Annotated in this window: 18 protein-coding genes and 1 riboswitch; of the genes, 17 read left to right on the forward strand and 1 reads right to left on the reverse strand. The window is 32.0% G+C overall.

Features of this window, described 5'->3' with window-relative positions:
- The first annotated feature begins 243 nt into the window (after nucleotides 1–243).
- From RAH41_RS00885 to RAH41_RS00945, 13 genes are all read left to right on the forward strand, one after another.
- Nucleotides 244–369, forward strand: coding sequence for a hypothetical protein (locus RAH41_RS00885; protein ID WP_331219924.1), 126 nt, complete (start codon nucleotides 244–246; stop codon nucleotides 367–369).
- A 9-nt stretch (nucleotides 370–378) separates the two neighbouring features.
- On the forward strand, nucleotides 379–849 hold the full coding sequence (locus tag RAH41_RS00890) for a DUF4304 domain-containing protein (RefSeq protein ID WP_331220416.1): 471 nt from the start codon (nucleotides 379–381) through the stop codon (nucleotides 847–849).
- A gap of 305 nt (nucleotides 850–1,154) precedes the next feature.
- A complete protein-coding gene (locus RAH41_RS00895; protein WP_331219925.1) occupies nucleotides 1,155–2,147 on the forward strand; it encodes a LacI family DNA-binding transcriptional regulator in 993 nt (330 codons plus the stop codon).
- 127 nt (nucleotides 2,148–2,274) lie between these two features.
- Complete coding sequence (locus RAH41_RS00900) at nucleotides 2,275–3,732, forward strand: sucrose-specific PTS transporter subunit IIBC (protein WP_331219927.1); 1,458 nt, start codon at nucleotides 2,275–2,277, stop codon at nucleotides 3,730–3,732.
- Between the two features lie 63 nt (nucleotides 3,733–3,795).
- The gene (locus RAH41_RS00905; RefSeq protein ID WP_331219929.1) at nucleotides 3,796–5,271 is read left to right on the forward strand and encodes a sucrose-6-phosphate hydrolase; all 1,476 of its coding nucleotides are present in this window, start codon (nucleotides 3,796–3,798) and stop codon (nucleotides 5,269–5,271) included.
- A gap of 65 nt (nucleotides 5,272–5,336) precedes the next feature.
- The gene (locus tag RAH41_RS00910; RefSeq protein WP_331219931.1) at nucleotides 5,337–6,305 is read left to right on the forward strand and encodes a carbohydrate kinase; all 969 of its coding nucleotides are present in this window, start codon (nucleotides 5,337–5,339) and stop codon (nucleotides 6,303–6,305) included.
- A gap of 666 nt (nucleotides 6,306–6,971) precedes the next feature.
- Entirely contained in the window at nucleotides 6,972–7,532 is a 561-nt protein-coding gene (locus RAH41_RS00915) for a GNAT family protein (RefSeq protein WP_331219932.1), read from the forward strand.
- Between the two features lie 181 nt (nucleotides 7,533–7,713).
- Nucleotides 7,714–8,250: a hypothetical protein gene (locus tag RAH41_RS00920; protein WP_331219933.1), complete on the forward strand. Its 537-nt coding sequence runs from the start codon at nucleotides 7,714–7,716 to the stop codon at nucleotides 8,248–8,250.
- 347 nt (nucleotides 8,251–8,597) lie between these two features.
- A complete protein-coding gene (locus tag RAH41_RS00925; RefSeq protein WP_331219934.1) occupies nucleotides 8,598–9,095 on the forward strand; it encodes a DinB family protein in 498 nt (165 codons plus the stop codon).
- Nucleotides 9,096–9,652: 557 nt separating this feature from the next.
- Nucleotides 9,653–10,180 carry a YcxB family protein gene (locus tag RAH41_RS00930; protein ID WP_331219936.1) on the forward strand — a complete coding sequence of 176 codons (528 nt, stop codon included), beginning with the start codon at nucleotides 9,653–9,655 and terminating at the stop codon, nucleotides 10,178–10,180.
- A 125-nt stretch (nucleotides 10,181–10,305) separates the two neighbouring features.
- Nucleotides 10,306–12,594 (forward strand): ATP-dependent DNA helicase, encoded by a 2,289-nt coding sequence (locus tag RAH41_RS00935; RefSeq protein ID WP_331219938.1) that lies wholly within the window; start codon nucleotides 10,306–10,308, stop codon nucleotides 12,592–12,594.
- Between the two features lie 64 nt (nucleotides 12,595–12,658).
- Nucleotides 12,659–12,762, forward strand: a riboswitch (SAM riboswitch).
- An 81-nt stretch (nucleotides 12,763–12,843) separates the two neighbouring features.
- The gene (locus RAH41_RS00940; protein WP_331219940.1) at nucleotides 12,844–14,013 is read left to right on the forward strand and encodes a PLP-dependent aspartate aminotransferase family protein; all 1,170 of its coding nucleotides are present in this window, start codon (nucleotides 12,844–12,846) and stop codon (nucleotides 14,011–14,013) included.
- A gap of 5 nt (nucleotides 14,014–14,018) precedes the next feature.
- Nucleotides 14,019–15,185, forward strand: a complete 1,167-nt coding sequence (locus RAH41_RS00945; RefSeq protein ID WP_419471542.1) for an aminotransferase class V-fold PLP-dependent enzyme — start codon at nucleotides 14,019–14,021, stop codon at nucleotides 15,183–15,185.
- Nucleotides 15,186–15,360: 175 nt separating this feature from the next.
- Here the strand turns inward: RAH41_RS00945 and RAH41_RS00950 are convergent, their stop codons facing one another.
- Nucleotides 15,361–15,783, reverse strand: a complete 423-nt coding sequence (locus tag RAH41_RS00950; RefSeq protein WP_331219942.1) for a hypothetical protein — start codon at nucleotides 15,781–15,783, stop codon at nucleotides 15,361–15,363.
- A gap of 385 nt (nucleotides 15,784–16,168) precedes the next feature.
- Here RAH41_RS00950 and RAH41_RS00955 point away from each other — a divergent pair, with 385 nt between their 5' ends.
- From RAH41_RS00955 to RAH41_RS00970, 4 genes are all read left to right on the forward strand, one after another.
- Nucleotides 16,169–17,623 carry an NAD(P)/FAD-dependent oxidoreductase gene (locus RAH41_RS00955; protein WP_331219944.1) on the forward strand — a complete coding sequence of 485 codons (1,455 nt, stop codon included), beginning with the start codon at nucleotides 16,169–16,171 and terminating at the stop codon, nucleotides 17,621–17,623.
- Nucleotides 17,624–18,123: 500 nt separating this feature from the next.
- On the forward strand, nucleotides 18,124–18,288 hold the full coding sequence (locus tag RAH41_RS00960; RefSeq protein ID WP_331219946.1) for a maltose acetyltransferase domain-containing protein: 165 nt from the start codon (nucleotides 18,124–18,126) through the stop codon (nucleotides 18,286–18,288).
- A gap of 41 nt (nucleotides 18,289–18,329) precedes the next feature.
- Nucleotides 18,330–18,608 carry a DapH/DapD/GlmU-related protein gene (locus tag RAH41_RS00965; RefSeq protein WP_331219947.1) on the forward strand — a complete coding sequence of 93 codons (279 nt, stop codon included), beginning with the start codon at nucleotides 18,330–18,332 and terminating at the stop codon, nucleotides 18,606–18,608.
- 83 nt (nucleotides 18,609–18,691) lie between these two features.
- Entirely contained in the window at nucleotides 18,692–19,201 is a 510-nt protein-coding gene (locus RAH41_RS00970; protein WP_331219949.1) for a cysteine hydrolase family protein, read from the forward strand.
- The last annotated feature ends 62 nt before the right edge of the window (nucleotides 19,202–19,263 follow it).

The following is a 19,263-nucleotide window of genomic DNA, read 5'->3' on the forward strand; positions in this document are numbered from 1 at the left end:
TCTTTTTAGATAGAAGGCATATTTACAAGTTTTCGATTTGAAATGATCTGCTTTTTTATGTTTTTTAGAGTGAAATACTTAACTGGTATGGGTACTTTTTTATTTTAAGTCTCTGTTAAAAAAAGAATGTTGATTTTCTTATTCAGCTAAATGGCAGTTTTGTTCAATAAGACATTTAGAATTCATTATGATAAATTATTATATATGAACCGTTATTCAATGCATTCCATCGAAGGAGAAAATATGAGTATGCAGAATGAGTTAAATCAATTAATTAAGGAATCAATATCAATTGCACCTTTATTTAAAGCAAAAGGATTTAAGAAGAAAGGAAAAAACTTTGCTAAGATATTTTCTGACTTTGCTTGAACTGTTAACATCCAATCTTCTAAATGGAATACAAAAAATGAGGTAGAGTTTCTATTTAATACGGGTATTTACTGCGATAAAGTATATACCACTTTATCAGAAATGAAATCCCCGACATTTCCATTAGAAGTAGATTCGATGTTAAGACTACGAATAAGTGATATAAAGAATATACGTGAAAATTGGTATAAGATATCAGATAAAACGGATATCGAAGAAATAAAAAAGCTGGTGGAAAGTGACATTGTAAATGTAATACTTCCATATTTTGAACAATATCAAAACGTTGAAGATATTATAAATGTTTTGGAGATAATGGATGAAAAAGGGGAGTTTGAATGCCCTCATCATTTAACACTTCTCTATCATTATTACGGTTATCCTGAAAAAGCACAAAAAAGAATGAAAGAAGTGTATTTAACTTCACAAAAAGAGTATATAAAGGAACTTGCCACAAAGATTGGAATAAACGTAAATTAATAGAATACCTTATTCAACTACCATGAAAATAAACTTCTGAAAAATGAGTAAAAAGGCAACACTAAATATAGTTGAAGATCACAAGCTGCTAATATGCGGCTTTTTGTGCGACGGGTATATCTCCTAAATTTTCACTTATTATTGGATTGGCTAACGATACTTGATTTTAATTTGTAAGCATTAATTAAGCTTTAAAAAAAGTAGATTATATAATACAATTTTTTTAGCACATACGTTTGTTCGGTATTTACTAATGGTAGGTTAAATGCTTGTGAGAAAAAATTCAACTAATGGGAGTGAAGGAAATGACAATTTCTGATATTGCCAAACTAGCTGGGGTTGCTAAGAGCACGGTATCTCGTTATCTTAACGGAGGATCAGTTAGTGAAGGAACAAAAAGAAAGATTGAAAATGTTATTATAAACACTGGGTATATTCCAAATACTTTCGCACAAAGTCTCAAAGCAAAGAGAACAAATATTATAGGCACAGTTATTCCTCGACTAGATTCATATGCGGCTGCTAAAACATTAATTGGAATTGATGAGGAATTAAGGGCTTTAAATTGTCAAATGCTTATATCAAATACTAGTCAGGAATTAGACCGAGAGCTTGAAAGCATTTATGGCTTTGCAAGACAAAAAGTAGCTGGAATAATCTTGATGGCTACACAGATAACAGATGAGCATTTAGAGGCGTTTAAAAAAATACAAATACCTGTCATCATAGTTGGTCAACACCATCACGAAATATATAGTTTAATTCATCAAGATTACGAATCTGGTTACGAGATGGGTAAATATGTTTTGTCAAAGGGACATCGTAACATTGCATTCCTAGGTGTTACAGAAAAAGATATTGCTGTAGGTGTTAGACGCAAAGAAGGATTTAAAAAAGCTTTAGAGGAGGTAGTAGATTGCAATGTTAGATTCCATGAAACAAGTTTTAGCATGATGGAAGCTTTAAAACAAGCCACATTGATTATTGAAAAATATAAACCTTCAATTATAGTGTGCGCAACAGATAATATAGCGCTTGGAGTTTTAAAAGCTGCATCTTTAAAAGGGTTAAGGATTCCCGAAGACTTATCAATTACAGGATTTGGTGGATACGATGTTACAGAGGTGATTCATCCAGGATTAACCACTATTAAGTATTTTTATAAAGATGCAGGTAAACTGGCCGCTAGGAATATAGTTAAATTAGTTAATGGGGAAGATGTCAATAAAGTTACATATTCAAAATTTAAATTAATCGAAAGAGAAAGCGTTGACAATCGAATTGTGAATATTTTATAATCAAGTTGAAACCGGTTCCGAAAAGTATGATTTATTTTGAAACCGGTTCCTTTTGAGTATCAAACCAGGTGTTTTGTTTTTTTAATTTATTATGGAACCGGTTCCAATAAAAAAGGGGGTATTTATTTTGGATTTTAAAAAGATTGCAGAAGAGACATTCGAAGCAATAGGTGGAAAAGAGAACATAACTGCCGCGGCTCATTGTTCAACACGTCTAAGACTAGTATTAAAAGATGAAGAAATTATTGATCAAAAAAAATTAGATGAACTAGAAGAAGTGAAAGGGACGTTTTCTACGGGTGGACAGTATCAAATAATATTTGGTGCGGGTATAGTAAATGAAGTGTATAAAGAGCTTGCAAAGTTAGCTGGCATTTCAGAAATGTCAACTAAAGATGTAAAAGATGCTGGTACAAAGAAAATGAATATACTTCAACGTTTTGTGAAAATGCTTTCAGATATTTTTGTTCCAATTATCCCAGCCATTGTCGCTGGAGGCTTACTAATGGGGATTAACAATGTGTTGACGGCACAGAATTTATTTATTGAGGGTAAGTCATTGGTGGAAGCTAATCCTGCACTTGCAGATTTAGCTTCACTTATTAATACGTTCGCTAATGCAGCATTCGTATTCCTTCCAATATTAATTGGTTTTTCAGCAACGCAACGTTTTGGAGGAAATCCATATCTAGGTGCGGCACTTGGGATGTTAATGGTTCATCCGGACTTACTAAATGGATACAGTTATGGTGCAGCATTAATAAAAAATGATATTCCGGTATGGAAGATTTTTGGTTTCGAGATTGAAAAGGTAGGGTATCAAGGTAGTGTATTACCAGTTCTCGTTTCATCTTTTATTCTTGCTAAAATAGAAATAAACTTGCGAAGAGTAATTCCTTCAGCAATAGACAATCTATTAACTCCATTACTTACTATTTTTATTACAGGTATTTTAACTTTCACGGTAATTGGACCAATTACACGTACAGCAGGTAACTTATTAACGGATGGTTTAATATGGTTATACGATACAACTGGATTTATTGGTGGAGCCATATTTGGCCTTATCTATGCACCAATCGTTATAACTGGAATGCATCACAGTTTTATTGCAGTAGAAACTCAATTATTAGCTGATATTGGTAAAACAGGAGGATCATTCATATTTCCAATTGCAGCAATGTCTAATGTAGCACAGGGTGCAGCAACAATTGCCATTTCTCTTATCACAAAAGATAAAAAAGTTAAAAGTACTGCCTCGGCTAGTGGTATCTCAGCACTTTTAGGAATTACTGAGCCTGCAATGTTTGGAATTAATTTAAAATTAAGGTATCCATTTATAGGGGCAATAATTGGATCGTCTGCTGGTTCTTTATTTGTAACGTTATATAAAGTAAAAGCAGTTGCGCTCGGAGCAGCTGGTATCCCTGGTATTATTTCGATAAAACCTACAAGCATTATTCCGTATATTGTTGGAATGGTGATATCTTTTTCGATAGCATTTGTTGTAACACTGGTACTAGCAAAAAGAGATGAAAGAATAACTGCTACTAAAATGTCATCCGAAAAAGCAATTTATTCATAAGTGCTTCAAAAGAAGAGGGGGAATTTAAATTTTCCTCTCTATTATTTTAAAGGAGTGAAAAAAATGGAGTGGACAAAAGAACTACTTTACCGCCAGTTAGAAGAAGTTAGTAATGAAGAATTGGCTGTACTAAAATCTAAAGTAGATAATTGTCCATGGAGGCAATCTTTTCATATTCAACCAAACACAGGGCTTTTAAATGATCCGAATGGATTCGCGTATTTTAATGGGGAATATCATCTGTTTTATCAGTGGTTTCCACTTGGTCCTGTGCATGGGTTAAAATATTGGTATCATGTTAAATCAAAGGACCTTGTACATTGGGAAAACGATGGAATTGGAGTAAAGCCGAATAAATACTACGATAGTCATGGAGTATACTCAGGGTCAGCCATAGAACATAAGAATAATCTGTATTTATTTTATACAGGAAATACACGTGATGAACATTGGGTAAGACATCCTTTTCAATGCATTGCTATAATGGGTAAAAAGGGGGAGATTACAAAACTAGATACCCCTGTAATCTCTTACGTACCACATGGATACACAGATCATTTTCGTGATCCAAAAGTATGGAAGGTAGGAGAATTGTTTTATGCAATAATTGGAGCACAAAGAAGTAATAAAACTGGCTGTGTAGTTTTATATAGTTCACCAGATTTGTTTAAATGGACATTTGAAGGGGAAATTAGGACAAAAATGGATTCATTTGGATACATGTGGGAGTGCCCTGATTACTTCGAATTACAAAATCAAGGAGTACTCATTTTTTCACCTCAAGGTATAGAACCAGAAGGAGACAAGTATCAGAATATTTATCAGTCTGGATATGTGTTAGGTAAAAAATTAGATCTACTGCAAAAAGTTATGGAACATGGAGAATTTATAGAGCTTGATCGTGGCTTTGATTTTTATGCACCCCAAACTACAATTGATTCATCAGGGCGTCGTCTTTTAGTAGGATGGATGGGTTTACCTGAAATTAAGTATCCTACAGATCAAAATGGATGGGCGCATTGTTTAACGATTCCTCGAGAATTGTCAGTACAAAATGGGAAATTAATTCAACAGCCAGTGAAGGAGCTTGAGTCACTTCGTAAACAGGAAGCTAGAACAAAAAATATTATTAATAGAGAATTAAAGATGATAAATAATTTCACAGGAACATCATATGAGATGATTTGTGAGTTTGAAAATATAGATGCATCTGAATTTGGGGTTGAATTTAGGACAAGTAAAAAAGAAAAAACGGTATTGACCTATGATGTTATAGAGAAAAAGGTTATACTCGATCGTACTTTTTCTGGAAAAACCATTGATTCTCCTTTTGGAACGATTAGGAAATGTAGTCAGGAATTAAAACAAGATAAAATTAAGATTCATATGTTTGTCGATGTTTCTTCAGTTGAGATTTTCATAAATGATGGTGAAGAAGTAATCACGAGCAGGATTTTCCCAAAAGAAGAAAGCACTGGAATTCGTTTCTTTGCATCAGGTGGAAGTGTTAAACTTCAAGCAGTGAAATGGGATTATTAACTTTTTAAAATTTTAACATGTTAAAGCTGATAAAGTAGAGACTTTAAAAATGATGAGGTGGAAAAGTGGGACAACTATATTCAATCGGTGAAGTATTAATTGATTTTATTCCTTTACAGAAAGGTAGACCTTTAAAGGATGTTACTTCTTTTGAGCGTGCACCTGGTGGCGCACCCGCAAATGTCGCTGCAGCAGTAGCTAAGTACGGTGGCAGCGCGTCCATGATTACAAAAATAGGAGAAGATGCTTTTGGTGACTTTATATGTGATCAATTATCGGCTGTTGGTGTCAAGATAGATAAAGTTTTAAGAACTACTGATGCTAATACTGGCTTAGCTTTTGTTTCCCTTCAGGAAAACGGTGAGCGTGACTTTTCATTTTACAGAAATCCTTCAGCCGATCTATTACTAACTGAGGAAGAAGTTAAAGATGAATGGTTTACAAAAAACGATATTCTTCATTTCTGTTCCGTTGATTTAGTTGAAAGTCCGATGAAGCAAGCTCATATAAAAGCAATAAAATCAATTATTACAAAAGGAGGAATTGTTAGCTTCGATCCAAATGTACGTCTTCCTCTTTGGAAAAACCCCGAGGCATGTAAAAATACTATTTTAGATTTTATTCCACTGAGTCATATTGTAAAGATTTCTGATGAAGAACTCGAATTCATAACTGGTATTACAGATGTAGAAGAAGCAATTTCTACTTTATTTAGGGGTGAAGTAAAGGCTGTTCTTTATACAAAAGGTTCAAAGGGTGCGGAGCTTTACTTAAATGATAAAAACTTTGAATCAAAAGGATTCAAAGTTGAAGTACAAGATACAACTGGTGCAGGTGATGCTTTTATTGGGGGGATTTTATTCAAATTGCTTGAGAAGAAAGCAACTCAGGTTAATTTAGTGGAATTATTTGAGAAAAACTATCAAGAATTCCTTGCATTTGCTAATGCCAGTGGAGCCCTTACAACAACAAGTAAAGGTGCAATTTCTTCACTTCCAGATCGTGAAACAATTATTCAGTTAATAAATGGATAAAAAATTGTTTAATTAATGCAATTGCTGGTCTATTATTATGCTTATTAACTTTAATATTCACGGAATAATTTAGTTGTATATATGAAATTATTTTCTTCTAATATTATAATTGTAATGTTTCAAATCAAATAAATTAAAAAGTCGATTTTCAAATTTATGAAAATCGACTTTTATTTTCCTATAACTACCGTATATACAAAATGAATTACAGACTAAGACAAATGCAACCAGATTACGATAGTGCGATTCGATTCCACCTTCAAACCACATAATTAATAAAATTTGCAAAAAAAGGGTGGGAAATCCTAATTCCACCCCAAATAAAAAAAGCAAAAAACTGCTTGCAACTTGTCGATTCTCCCTTCTGAAGGCTAAAGAAAATAAATTTCATTTTCAACTAACACATTGCGTTAGTTGTTCAAAAATAGGCTATTGGGGTAGTCTATTTTTTATTTCGCCAGGCAGGAGAATTTAATTAGAAATCCCGAAAAAAACCCAATATATGGTAAAATCAATTGGTTAAGTAACTAATTTTTTTAGGGGGATAGGTATGAAAAGAGATTCATTTATCCTTGAACTAACGCATGCATAAGTTGAATAAAATTTTAAATAATTGAGGTATTTTGAACTCTACCAATATTTTTAAAAATTGAAGGAGCAAATAAGTTGAATAATAATTTAACATTACGAATTAGACCAATTTATGAAGAAGATTTATTTTCACTTTGGACTTTGATGTATAAAGAGAGTTCACCAGAGTGGAAGAAATGGGATGCACCATATTTTGAACATAAAGCTGTCACTTTTGAGGAATATTTAAAAACTAAGAATTCTGTTGTTAATCAAGAGGATAAATGGATTATAGAGGTAGATGGGAAAGTCATTGGAACAGTCAGCTTCTATTGGGAACATAAACCATCTAAATGGCTTGAAATGGGGATAGGTATCTATGATCCCAACTATTGGAGTGGAGGTTTTGGTACAAGAGCTTTAAAACTTTGGATTAATCATTTATTTAATACACTACCTCTTGTACGTGTAGGTTATACAACTTGGTCGGGTAATCATCGTATGATTAAAGTTGGAGAAAAATTGGGAATGACAATGGAAGCAAGATTAAGAAAATGTCGTTTTTATGATGGGAATTATTATGACTCAATTCGTATGGGATTATTGAGAGAAGAGTGGTATGAATTCTTAGAAAAAGATGGTTTAATTGTAGGATAGAAAATATGAATTAAGACATTTAAAAAAATTTCTTATTCAACTAAAGCAGTGCATTAGTTGAAGATCACGAGTCACAAAAATGACTCGTTTTTTTATTGAACAAAATGGCAGTTTAGTTGAATAATTATTAGGAATTTTATGGTAAAATTTATGTAATTTACGGTAAATGTTAGGAGATTTTATGAAGAAAAAAATTATTTTCGTTTTTATTTTTTTAATTACATTTGGCTTAATTGTTAAATCGTACAGTTTCTTTGAAGATGGTCCATTCTATACAAAATTTATAAAATCGACAGACCTTTCAAGTGAAACCTTTGATAGAGTAGGGCTACACGATAATATTAATCGGTCATCTTTCACAAAACGGTTTGGAGAACCTTTGGAAACAGTAGATAATGATTTTTATGATTACTATCTATGGAAAAACGGATTAGAAACGGCTTCAATCATAAGTGGGAAAAACAAAGGAGAAATCGTAAGACTTATTATTGGTGATATAAATAATATGTCACGTCATTCTGAACTCGAAACCATAAAAGGAATAAAATTAGGCAATTCAAAAGAAGATATTATTTTTTTATATGGACCAAATTATTTTAAACGAGTCGAGCAGGGGTGTGACATCATAGGATATGTTGATAAAAAGAATAAAATTATAATTGAATTTTGGTTGGCGGATAAAGTAGTTGAAATTCGTTTAGACGATATAAATACATAACAGACAGAACCAACTTATTAAAAATATTCTTATGGAACTAATTCATGCAATAGTTATATAACATTTTGGAGCTGTGATCGGCTCTTTTTATATTGAAATAACGTAATGCATTATGAAGTAAAAACAATTAATCATTCATTTATCTATTGACTTAGAGTTTACTCTAATCTGTATAATTAAAAAAAATGAAGTTGTACTGTAATCAGTTTAAGATTGGGTATTTTATTAATATATGATTTAGATAAAAAATTCGCTTTGACTAATGAGAACAGTGATTTTTTCGATAAAAAAAGTAAAAGGAATAAAAAATTTAGTAAATTAGAATAAGAATGTTGGGAGTAGGTTTTATGGAGCAATCAAATAAAGCGTTTAGTGATTCATTAATTAAATCATTAAGAGGAGAACGTGGTCATATTCCTATCAAGAATGCTTTGTTGGATATAAACATGGATCTTGCGGGGAGAAGAATAGAAGAGCTACCTTATACTATTTATCAATTAGTCAAACACATGACATACTGGCAAGAATTTCTCTTATTATTCGCACAAGGAGAGAAACCAGAATTACCTTCCGATGTAAAAGAAAGCTGGCCTGTTGAAGAGGGGCCAAGTAATGAGGAAGAATGGAAACAGGTTATTCAACATTTTCTTCAAGGGATAGAACAGGCATGTACGATTGCTAAAACTGTTCAATTGGACAAATCATTGGAGAAATGGCCAGGCGAATCACCAGGTGGTGTACTACGCAATATTGCATCTCATAACTCTTATCATTTAGGTGAAATCGTACTAATACGAAGATTATTTAGCGCTTGGCCACCACCAACTGGAGGATATCCAGCCTAAACTTTGGATCAATAGTAATTTTATAACACATGGGAGCCAATGAGGCTCCTATTTTTCTTTTGAATAGTGTTTAAATTTTGTTCCTTTTAAAGCCATAATAAATCCTCCTATAGTAGACTACCTATCCATTTTATCAGATAGGCTTTTTCGCGTGTCTACCTATAAGGGGATAATATCAGAAAATCGTCTTTTTTAGTACGCAAAAATCAACATTTTAGTTTAACAGAGCCTATTTTAATTGCGATTTTCAGTTTTTAATTGCAGTTCACCAACAAATTGCAACAACCCCTCATAAATTGCGATACTCAAAGACTTAATTACAGAGCAGAGCTTATCGCTATTCATTCTGATTTACAGTTAGGAAATCTATTATTATGCCACAAATTTAAAATTAGAACTTTGAAAATGAATTATTACTAATTTTTAATAAAAGAATTAATTCTATGAATCTTGAAAAGTCAACTTAACATAAGTAGGTAAAATATCTTTATTTTCTGTTTTTTTCTAATGTTAAAATAGTAGTGAATAAAATATTTTTGTGAAAATGGAGGTCAAGTATGAAGCTTAATTATGAAATTAAATTGGATGATTATATTGAATTTAATTTACATCATTTAAAACACTCAAAAAGTGTTCAAAAGTCGTTAATTAATCAACGAATTGCTGTGAGTTTAATCTATTTAGTAATACCATTTTTAATTTCCTTTCTTTTCAAACAACCGCTTTTTGGTTATTTACTTGCCTTTTCGATTGCAGCCATTCTTTGGTTCATTTATTTTCCAAAGTATTTTTACCGTTCATCAAAAAATAAATTGATTAAGCATTTAACTGAAAAAACCGATCAATCATTATTTGGAGAACATTCTTTAAAAATCGATGAGAATGGGATCAAAGAAATTACACAATCAAGTGTTCATGAAATTAAATGGAATGACATAGTTGAAATAAAAGGAACGAAGAATTACTTTTATATTTATTTTACAAGTATGCAAGCCATTGTATTGCCTTTAGAAGCCATAAAAGATGATATGGAGAGATTGTTACAATTTTACAGAAAATATAATATTCAAGTTTTATATTGCTAGTTGGATAGTACATTCTGTTCTCTAAAAAGTTCAAGTTATTTTAACTTGAGCTTTTTTATTGTTAATTTTCATTCTTAATCAAGAAAGTAGATTTATGATAAAATGTAAAAAAGGAGGGTACTCACTTGGAGAATTGTATAAAGGTTTCAGTTCGAACGCTTGTTGAGTATGCTCATACAGCGGGAAGTATCAATGTAACTTATAAAAGTTCGGTTTCATTAATTGAAGGGACAAAGGCACATCAAAAAATCCAAACAGAATATGGTGAACAGGATGTAAAAGAGCGACCTATTTCCGGCACTATAACATTAGATCAATTGGTGTTTCAGATAGAAGGCCGTTGTGATGGATTATTATTTAAGGATGATCAATATATAATAGAAGAAATTAAATCGACAATGAAGGATTTAAATGAAATAAATGAAAACTCATATCCTGTTCATTGGGCTCAAGCAAAAGTTTATGGGTATTTTATTTGCGATGAATTACAGCTTAAAAAGATTACACTTAGACTTACATATATTAATATTTTAACTGAGCAAAGAATAAGCTTCGATCTTTTGTTTACAAAGGATGAATTAACAAATTACTTATATAAAATGCTAGCCGTTTATTATCCTTTTGCAAAATGGAAATACGATCATATTGGATTAAGGAATGAGACAATAAAAGAATTAAATTTTCCTTTTCCTTCTTTTAGAAAAGGTCAAAGAAAGTTAGCTGGTGCTGTTTATCAAACGATTCAGGAAGGTAATAATTTATTTGCTGTTGCACCAACCGGAATAGGAAAAACGGTATCGACTATTTTTCCAACTGTTAAAAGTATTGGTGAAAATAGTATAAATCGAATGTTTTATTTAACTTCTAAAACAATTACTAGGACTGTTGCTGAAGAAGCATTTAAGCGCATGACAGATCAAGGACTTTGTCTAAAGTGTACGACGATTACAGCAAAAGATAAAATCTGTTTTAAAGAAGAGACGATGTGCCAAAAGGATTATTGTGAATTTGCCAATGGTTATTATGACCGGATAAATGATGCTGTTCTTGACATTCTTTCATCGGAAAAAGCGCTAACCAGGGAAAAAATAGAAGAATATGCAAGAAAACATACAGTCTGTCCTTTTGAATACTCATTAGATTTATTAAATTCTTCAGATGCTATTATTTGTGATGTAAATTATATTTTCGATCCACGGGTATCGTTAAAACGATTATTTGATGAACATAAACGAAGTTCAGTTTTATTAATTGATGAAGCACATAATCTTGTTGATCGTGCAAGAGAAATGTATTCTGCAAGTCTATTCAAATCCAAATTTTTAGAGTTGAAAAATCGACATAAAAATTTAAAGGACGAACTTTATGCCATTATAAATGAAATAAATAAGCGATTTATTGAACTAAGAAAGCAGTGGAAGGCCGTTGTAAACCCAGTTTCAAAGGAAATTGATGGGGATTTATTGGAACTTCTACATACATTTAATGAAATCGTAGAAATTAAATTACAGGAAATGGACGAGGACGAAAATAAACAACTACTACTAGATACTTATTTTGAGACACTCAACTTCGTCAAAATTGCAGAGTTTTTTGATGAAAATTACGTTTGCTATTATGAACTATATAAAAGTGAGGTACATTTAAAGTTATTTTGCCTTGATCCTTCTAAAGTAGTAAATGACGTTATAAAAAGATTTCGCTCAACAATTTATTTTTCAGCAACTTTAACGCCAATACAATATTTTCAAGATATGCTAGGTGATCAAAGTCGCGATTATACAATTTCAATCGATTCTCCATTTCATAGAGAACAACTACAAGTAACAATTGACTCTTTATCAACTCGATACCAAGATCGTGAAAGAAATTTAGAAAGGTTAATTGATTCGGTTTATAAAGAAATTTCGAAAAGAAAAGGTAATTATTTAGTCTTTTATCCGTCATATCAATATTTAACTCAAAGTTTTGAATTATTTAAAGAGAAATACCCTAATATCAAAACAATCGTTCAAGAAAATGGTATGGCCGAAATTGCACGAGAAGAGTTCCTTTTACAGTTTGATAGTCTCAATGAGGAAACGTTGGTTGGCTTTGCTGTATTAGGTGGAATATTTTCTGAAGGGATCGATTTGAAGGGTAATCGATTAAACGGTGTCATAGTAGTTGGTGTAGGATTGCCACAAATTTGTTTAGAAAGAAATATTTTAAAGGAGCATTTTCATTCGGTTGGTAAAAATGGGTATTATTATGCATATGTGTTTCCAGGTATGAATAAAGTAATGCAAGCGGGTGGTAGAGTTATTCGATCTGAATCAGATGAAGGGACTTTATTACTAATTGATGATCGATATAAGAGCACACTTTATCAAAGTTTATTACCTGATGAATGGAAAAGAAAAGCAGATAATTAAATAACGAAAAAAAATGATTGATAATTATCAGAGTTTTTAATATACTTATCAATATAATTTAATAATCTTATCAAGAGCGGTGGAGGGACTGGCCCGACGAAACCCGGCAACTCTAGTGAAAACTAGAAAGTGCTAAATCCTGCAGGTGAAAAACCTGGAAGATAAGAGCGATATGTATATTTTGCGGACATAACCACTTCTTATTTTTTAGGAAGTGGTTTTTTATTTGACTAAAATGGAGGATTTATAATGACCAACACAAAAGAGGCTTTAAACACGAATAAAAAATCGATTGAAACAGTAGCTGTACATGGAAGTAAAGGCTATGATTCATTAACTGGTGCGATTAGTTATCCAATTTATCAATCTGCAACATTTAAGCATGCAGGACTTCATCAATCGACTGGATATGATTATGCAAGATTACAAAATCCAACTCGGGAAGAAGTCGAAAATACTGTAGCAAAATTAGAAAGTGCAAATTATGGTGTTGCATTTTCAACAGGTAATGCAGCCGTTACAGCAGTGTTAAGCTTATTTAAAAAAGGTGACCACCTAATTGTTTCAGATGATTTATACGGTGGTACATATCGTTTATTTGAAGAAATTTATTCGCCATATGGACTTGAGCATAATTTTGTGGATACGACTGAAATTGAAAATATTCTTGATGCAATTAAACCGAACACAAAAGGTATCTTTATTGAAACACCTTCAAATCCAATGATGAAAGTAACTGATTTAAAAAGTGTAGTAGAGATTGCAAAAGAACGAGATATTACTGTGATCGTTGATAATACATTTTTAACACCTTATTTTTTTAGACCAATTGAATTGGGGGCAGATATTGTTGTTCATAGTGGAACGAAATATTTAGGTGGCCATAATGATACACTTGCTGGTTTTGTTGTCACAAATTCAGAATATACAAATGAGCGAATTCGCTATTATCAAAAATCGACTGGTGCTACATTGGCTCCATTTGACTCTTGGTTAATCTTAAGAGGCATAAAAACATTACATTTACGCATGGAATATAGTCAAAAAAATGCGATTGTACTTGCAAAGTTTTTAGAAAATCATCCAAATGTTACTGAAGTATATTATGTTGGGTTACCAACGCATAAAGGGTATTCAATTATTAAAGAACAAGCTACTGGATTTGGAGCAATGATTTCATTTAAAGTGAAGGATTTAAGTTTAGTTGAACAGGTTTTAGGAAGCGTAAAAGTAATCACATTCGCAGAAAGCTTAGGTGGAGTTGAATCATTAATTACGTATCCACATACGCAAACTCATTCAGAAATGCCAGAGGATTTTAAAAGAAAGCTTGGTCTAGATGACCATACACTACGTTTATCAGTGGGAATTGAACATATAGATGATTTATTAAATGACTTAGAAAATGCATTGGGGTGATGAGGATGCAATTTGGAACGAAATTAATTCATAACGGAAATGAAATAGATCAGGCAACAGGTGCATTAAGTATTCCGATTTATCAAACTTCAACATTTCATCAATTCGATATAGAGAATTTTGGTAAGTACGACTATGCAAGAAGTGGAAACCCTACAAGAGAAGCATTAGAAAATACAATTGCAAAATTAGAAAATGGCGTTCGCGGTTTTGCATTTTCATCAGGTATGGCTGCAATCTCATCGGTATTATCTTTGTTCTCGGATGGAGATCATATTGTCATTTGTGAAGACGTTTATGGAGGAACATTTCGAATAGCCACAAAAGTGTTAAATCGTTTCGGAATTGATTTTACTTTCGTAGATGCATCTAATCTACAAGAGATTAAAGCTGGAATAAAGCCTAATACAAAAGGACTTTATTTAGAAACACCGTCTAACCCACTTTTGAAAATTACTGATTTAAGTAGTGCAATCAAAATAGCAAAAGAAAATAACATACTTGTCATTGTAGATAATAGCTTTTTATCACCATATTTACAAAGACCATTAGATTTAGGAGCTGATATTGTCGTTCATAGTGCAACAAAATTTATTGCAGGCCATAGTGATGTAATCGGAGGGCTAGCGGTCGTAAATTCGGAAGAACTTGCAAATGATTTATACACAATTCAAAATTCATTCGGCGCAATTTTAGGTCCACAAGACTGTTGGCTAACATTAAGAGGATTAAAGACCTTAAAAGTTCGAATGGATGCATATGAACAAACTGCATCCAAATTAGCAAATTGGCTTTTAGAACAAGAAGAAGTTGAGGATGTGTATTACCCAGGACTAAAAGGTCATCCTGGTCACGATGTTCATTTTGAGCAAGCTACTGGAGGAGGAGCAGTCCTTTCATTTACCCTAAAAACGATTGAACAAACGACAAGTTTTCTGCAGTCAGTCGAAAATGTTGCAGTTGCAGTTTCACTAGGTGGAGTTGAAACAATTGTTTCATATCCTGTGAAAATGTCCCACGCTGCAATACCGCTCGATGTTCGTGAAAGATTAGGCGTTAAAGATACATTAATAAGAGTGTCTGTTGGTTTAGAAGATATAGAAGACTTGATTGCAAGTTTCAAAAAAGCATTAAATACAGGAGTAAGAGAAAAACAAGAAGTCCAAGAATAAGGGGAAAACAATTAATTAGAAACACAAATAAATTATAAACTAAAATCCCACAATGGAATTTCTGTGGGATTTATTTATTTATTTATTTATTTAATATTTTTTTAATTTTGCAAATTAGAAGGTGATTACATTAGATGAAATTTTAAGTAGTATAATTGATTTTATATTTACACGATCATGAAATGAATATCTCACCATCGCTAATTTCCTCTTCAATTACCTCAGCTGCACCAATAAGTGCCAATGCATTCCCGACTAGTTGAATTGAATCAGAAAGCACGATTTTTCTTTGTAACTCAAGTAAATTCTTTTTATCTGAAGTGAACAATTGCTTAGAAACGTAAAATGCTACAGATAACTGACCAGCTGTACCAATCCACATTCCCGATATAATATCTTTTTTCCCTTGAAAGATTGGATCTTTATCAATTGAATATAATTTTGATAATATAATCGTCTCATATAATTGTGCAACTGCCTTAACCCATGATGCAGCAACAATTTGTTTTTCAAGATTTGTTTTTAAACCGTCATCTTCTATAGTAGTTATCTGATTTTGGTCTTTCCCTTCCTTTTCCTTGATATTTTCTTCTAGCATCTTTTCCATCTCCAATATAAAATATCTGTTATTTATATAACTATTCAACTTGATGTGATTGTGATTCTATCTAATAGGATATTTTCGTAATTCAATCATTAACTTTGAGTTAAATTAGGATGAAATAAAAAAATAGTTAAATGTTAAATCGTCTGATGTTAATTAATTGATATTCAAGTTTGAATTGTCTAATATTAGATAAATAAAGCTAGTTGGCATAGGAAAATAGCAAATGAAAAGGTTTCACTTTGTTTATAAACGAATATTTTTTAAGTGAATTACAAAAAATGTTCGTGTTTTTACTTGAAACGTTTTCTTATTGATGGTATTCTATTTTAGGTTGATCAAATGAAATAATTTAAACCTTATTTGGAGGTATATATAGATGTATGATGTTATAGTTGTTGGAGCAGGACCTGCTGGAATCTTTACTTGTTATGAATTAACTTTAAAAATGCCTAATGCTAAAGTACTACTTGTTGATAAAGGACATGATATATTCGCAAGACATTGTCCGATTTTACAAAAGAAAATTGAAAAATGTCCGCCTGCTGCAGGGAAAAAAGAATTTTCAGGTTGCTTACCAGCTTGTTCAATTACAAATGGTTTTGGTGGTGCTGGAGCATATTCAGATGGAAAATTTAATATTACAAGCGAATTTGGTGGATGGATGACAGATTACTTATCAGATTCACAAGTAGTTGAGTTAATAAAATACGTAGATGAAATTAATTTAGAACATGGTGCGACTGAATCGATTACGGATCCTTTAACAGAAGAAGTTAGAGATATTGAACGCCGTGGTTACGCAGCTGGACTTAAATTATTACGTGCCCAAGTGCGTCATTTAGGAACGGAACAAAATTTAGAAATTCTAAAAAGCATTTATGAGTATTTAAAAACGAAAATCGATATGAAGTATAAAACTGAAGTAGAGGACTTAATAACTGAAAAGGTTGAAGGTACTCATATCATAAAGGGAATTAAATTAAAAAAAGGTGAAGAATTACATGCTGAGAAAGTTGTAATTGTACCTGGTCGTGATGGATCAAAATGGTTAACTGATGTTATGAAAAAACGTCGTTTAAAAATGTCAACGAATCAAGTTGATATTGGTGTTCGTGTTGAGACTTCAAATGTAGTAATGGAAGAGATTAACAAGCACTTATACGAAGGGAAATTCGTATTTAATACTAGCGTGGGTACAAAAGTTAGAACATTCTGTAGTAATCCGTCTGGACACGTAGTAGTAGAAAATCATTCAGGAATTATGACTGCTAATGGACATGCTTATAAGGATCCTAAATTAGGTAGTCCAAACACTAACTTTGCCTTATTAGTATCGCATCAATTCGCAGAACCATTTGATAAACCAAATGAATATGCGCACGAGGTTTCACGCCTTGCGAACATGCTTTCACACGGTGGCGTAATCGTACAAAAATACGGAGATATCTTAAAAGGTCGCCGTTCAACTGAAAAACGAATTAAAGAAGGCTTTTTAGAACCTACTTTAAAAGAAGCAGTACCCGGTGATTTAGGATTAGTTTTACCATATAACACAATGAAAAGTTTAATTGAAATGGTAGAAGCTTTAAACCATGTGACTCCAGGTATCGCTGCAGAACACACACTTTTCTACGGTGTAGAAGCAAAATTCTATTCAGCTCGACCGAAGCTAAATGAACACTTTGAAAGTGAAATCTCAGGCCTATATCTAGGTGGGGATGGAGCAGGTGTTACTCGTGGTTTAGCTCAAGCAAGCGCATGTGGCGTATGGATCGCGCGTGATATCGTTAGAAAGATCGGAAGTAAAGAAAAAGAATTAGTGACTATTTAATACTTAAATTAACAACCTCTAGTGCATTGTTGTAGCATTAGGGGTTTGTTTAGTTAGATAAAAAATTAATAATTATCTTGCCATGTAAAACTAATGGAATAAAAGAGACGTTAAGAGTGATGAAACCTAGAGGGTATTTAATCTCTTTAGATTTGTTTATGGATAAAAATATATGGAAATGAAAAAGCTCTATTAAATGACTTAAAGAATAATGGAGTTTCTGAGTTGTACACCGCGGAACTTAGTAAAGTAATGAAATTGACAAAAATTTTATTGAAAAAAAGTATTAGGAAGTGCGATAATTTTGTGGTAGGAAATGGAAATAAGATTTTAGCAATTTTTAATTGAGTATAAGTCTTTATAAAACAATATTTTGTTCGAGAAAGAAGGTTTAGCAGAATTTAGATTGAAGTGAAAAAAATAAACTACATATAAGTTATGAGTTTAAATAAAAAGCCAAAGAGAAAATTTATTATAAGCGTGGTACAGAAGAATTAAAAATGAAAAATATATGTGCCCATAAACTTGTACGAGAGTTTAATAATCTAGATGTGGAATCTTTTGAAAGAAAAGAAGAAATATTGAATGAGCTGTTTGGATCTGTAGGTGTAAATCCAAGTATTGAGCAAAATTTCCATTGTGATTTGGTTATAACATACATGTAGGGGATCATTTCTATGCTGGTTAAAATTGTACAATCTTAGATATGGCAGAAGTGAAAATTGGAAATAACTGTATGATTGGTCCGAATGTAGGGATTTATACAGCTAGTCATTCGATCGAACCAAAGGATCGAAATAAGAGCGGATATGCGATTCCAATCCATATTGGAGACGATGTGTGGATAGGAGGTAGTTGTACAATTTTACCAGGCATTACGATTGGTGATCACTCAATTGTAGCAGCAGGTTCTGTAGTTACGAAAGATCTTCCTTCTAATACTGTAGTGGCGGGTAATCCTGCTAAAGTTATAAAAAGTATATAGAATGAAATTTGTAGTGAATTAAACCATTAACAATTTAGATGAAATGATAATCAAAAGATCAATTTAAATGAGGTGCGAAAACAATGAATAATTGTGCAGATGTGTTAATCGTAATCGATTTGCAAAATGGAGTATGTTACAGCGGTGAGCATCTATTTGAATTAGAAACTTTAATTAGTAAAGTTAATAAAAGAATCTCAATATATAGGGAATTAAATAAACCAATTATTTTTGTGCAACATTGTGATGAAGAATTAGTACCTGGAGAAGAACTTTGGGCAATAAATCCTAATCTAGATGTTCGAGAACAAGATATTTTCATAAATAAAATACATGCAAATTCTTTTTTTAAGACAAATTTGAAAAATCATTTGGATCAATTAGCAGTACAAAAAATAGAATTTTGCGGTGCCCAATCTGAATACTGCCTGGATGCAACCATTAAATTTGCACATGGATTAGGTTACGAAAACTTCATGGTAAAAGGAGCAACTTCTACATTAAATAATCCATTCATGTCTGCAAAAGAGACGATAGATTTTTATGAAAAAATTTGGAACCGTAGATTTTTAAATTTTATAGAGGTAAAATAAAAGGGTTTTTACAGCAAAAAATTAACTACTCCTGATTAAAGAGGCGTGTGAGAAATACTCTC

This window comes from Gottfriedia acidiceleris, assembly GCF_036421055.1.
GTDB classification, from domain to species: Bacteria; Bacillota; Bacilli; order Bacillales; family Bacillaceae_G; genus Gottfriedia; species Gottfriedia acidiceleris_C.

What these genes read in the sequence shown, in the direction of transcription:
- RAH41_RS00960 (WP_331219946.1), top strand. Translation starts at nt 18,124, where the DNA reads ATGAAAAATATATGTGCCCATAAACTTGTACGAGAGTTTAATAATCTA.
- RAH41_RS00965 (WP_331219947.1), top strand. Translation starts at nt 18,330, where the DNA reads ATGGCAGAAGTGAAAATTGGAAATAACTGTATGATTGGTCCGAATGTA.
- RAH41_RS00895 (WP_331219925.1), top strand. Translation starts at nt 1,155, where the DNA reads ATGACAATTTCTGATATTGCCAAACTAGCTGGGGTTGCTAAGAGCACG.
- RAH41_RS00905 (WP_331219929.1), top strand. Translation starts at nt 3,796, where the DNA reads ATGGAGTGGACAAAAGAACTACTTTACCGCCAGTTAGAAGAAGTTAGT.
- RAH41_RS00925 (WP_331219934.1), top strand. Translation starts at nt 8,598, where the DNA reads ATGGAGCAATCAAATAAAGCGTTTAGTGATTCATTAATTAAATCATTA.
- RAH41_RS00930 (WP_331219936.1), top strand. Translation starts at nt 9,653, where the DNA reads ATGAAGCTTAATTATGAAATTAAATTGGATGATTATATTGAATTTAAT.
- RAH41_RS00945 (WP_419471542.1), top strand. Translation starts at nt 14,019, where the DNA reads ATGCAATTTGGAACGAAATTAATTCATAACGGAAATGAAATAGATCAG.
- RAH41_RS00940 (WP_331219940.1), top strand. Translation starts at nt 12,844, where the DNA reads ATGACCAACACAAAAGAGGCTTTAAACACGAATAAAAAATCGATTGAA.
- RAH41_RS00970 (WP_331219949.1), top strand. Translation starts at nt 18,692, where the DNA reads ATGAATAATTGTGCAGATGTGTTAATCGTAATCGATTTGCAAAATGGA.
- RAH41_RS00955 (WP_331219944.1), top strand. Translation starts at nt 16,169, where the DNA reads ATGTATGATGTTATAGTTGTTGGAGCAGGACCTGCTGGAATCTTTACT.
- RAH41_RS00950 (WP_331219942.1), bottom strand. Translation starts at nt 15,783, where the DNA reads ATGCTAGAAGAAAATATCAAGGAAAAGGAAGGGAAAGACCAAAATCAG.
- RAH41_RS00920 (WP_331219933.1), top strand. Translation starts at nt 7,714, where the DNA reads ATGAAGAAAAAAATTATTTTCGTTTTTATTTTTTTAATTACATTTGGC.
- RAH41_RS00885 (WP_331219924.1), top strand. Translation starts at nt 244, where the DNA reads ATGAGTATGCAGAATGAGTTAAATCAATTAATTAAGGAATCAATATCA.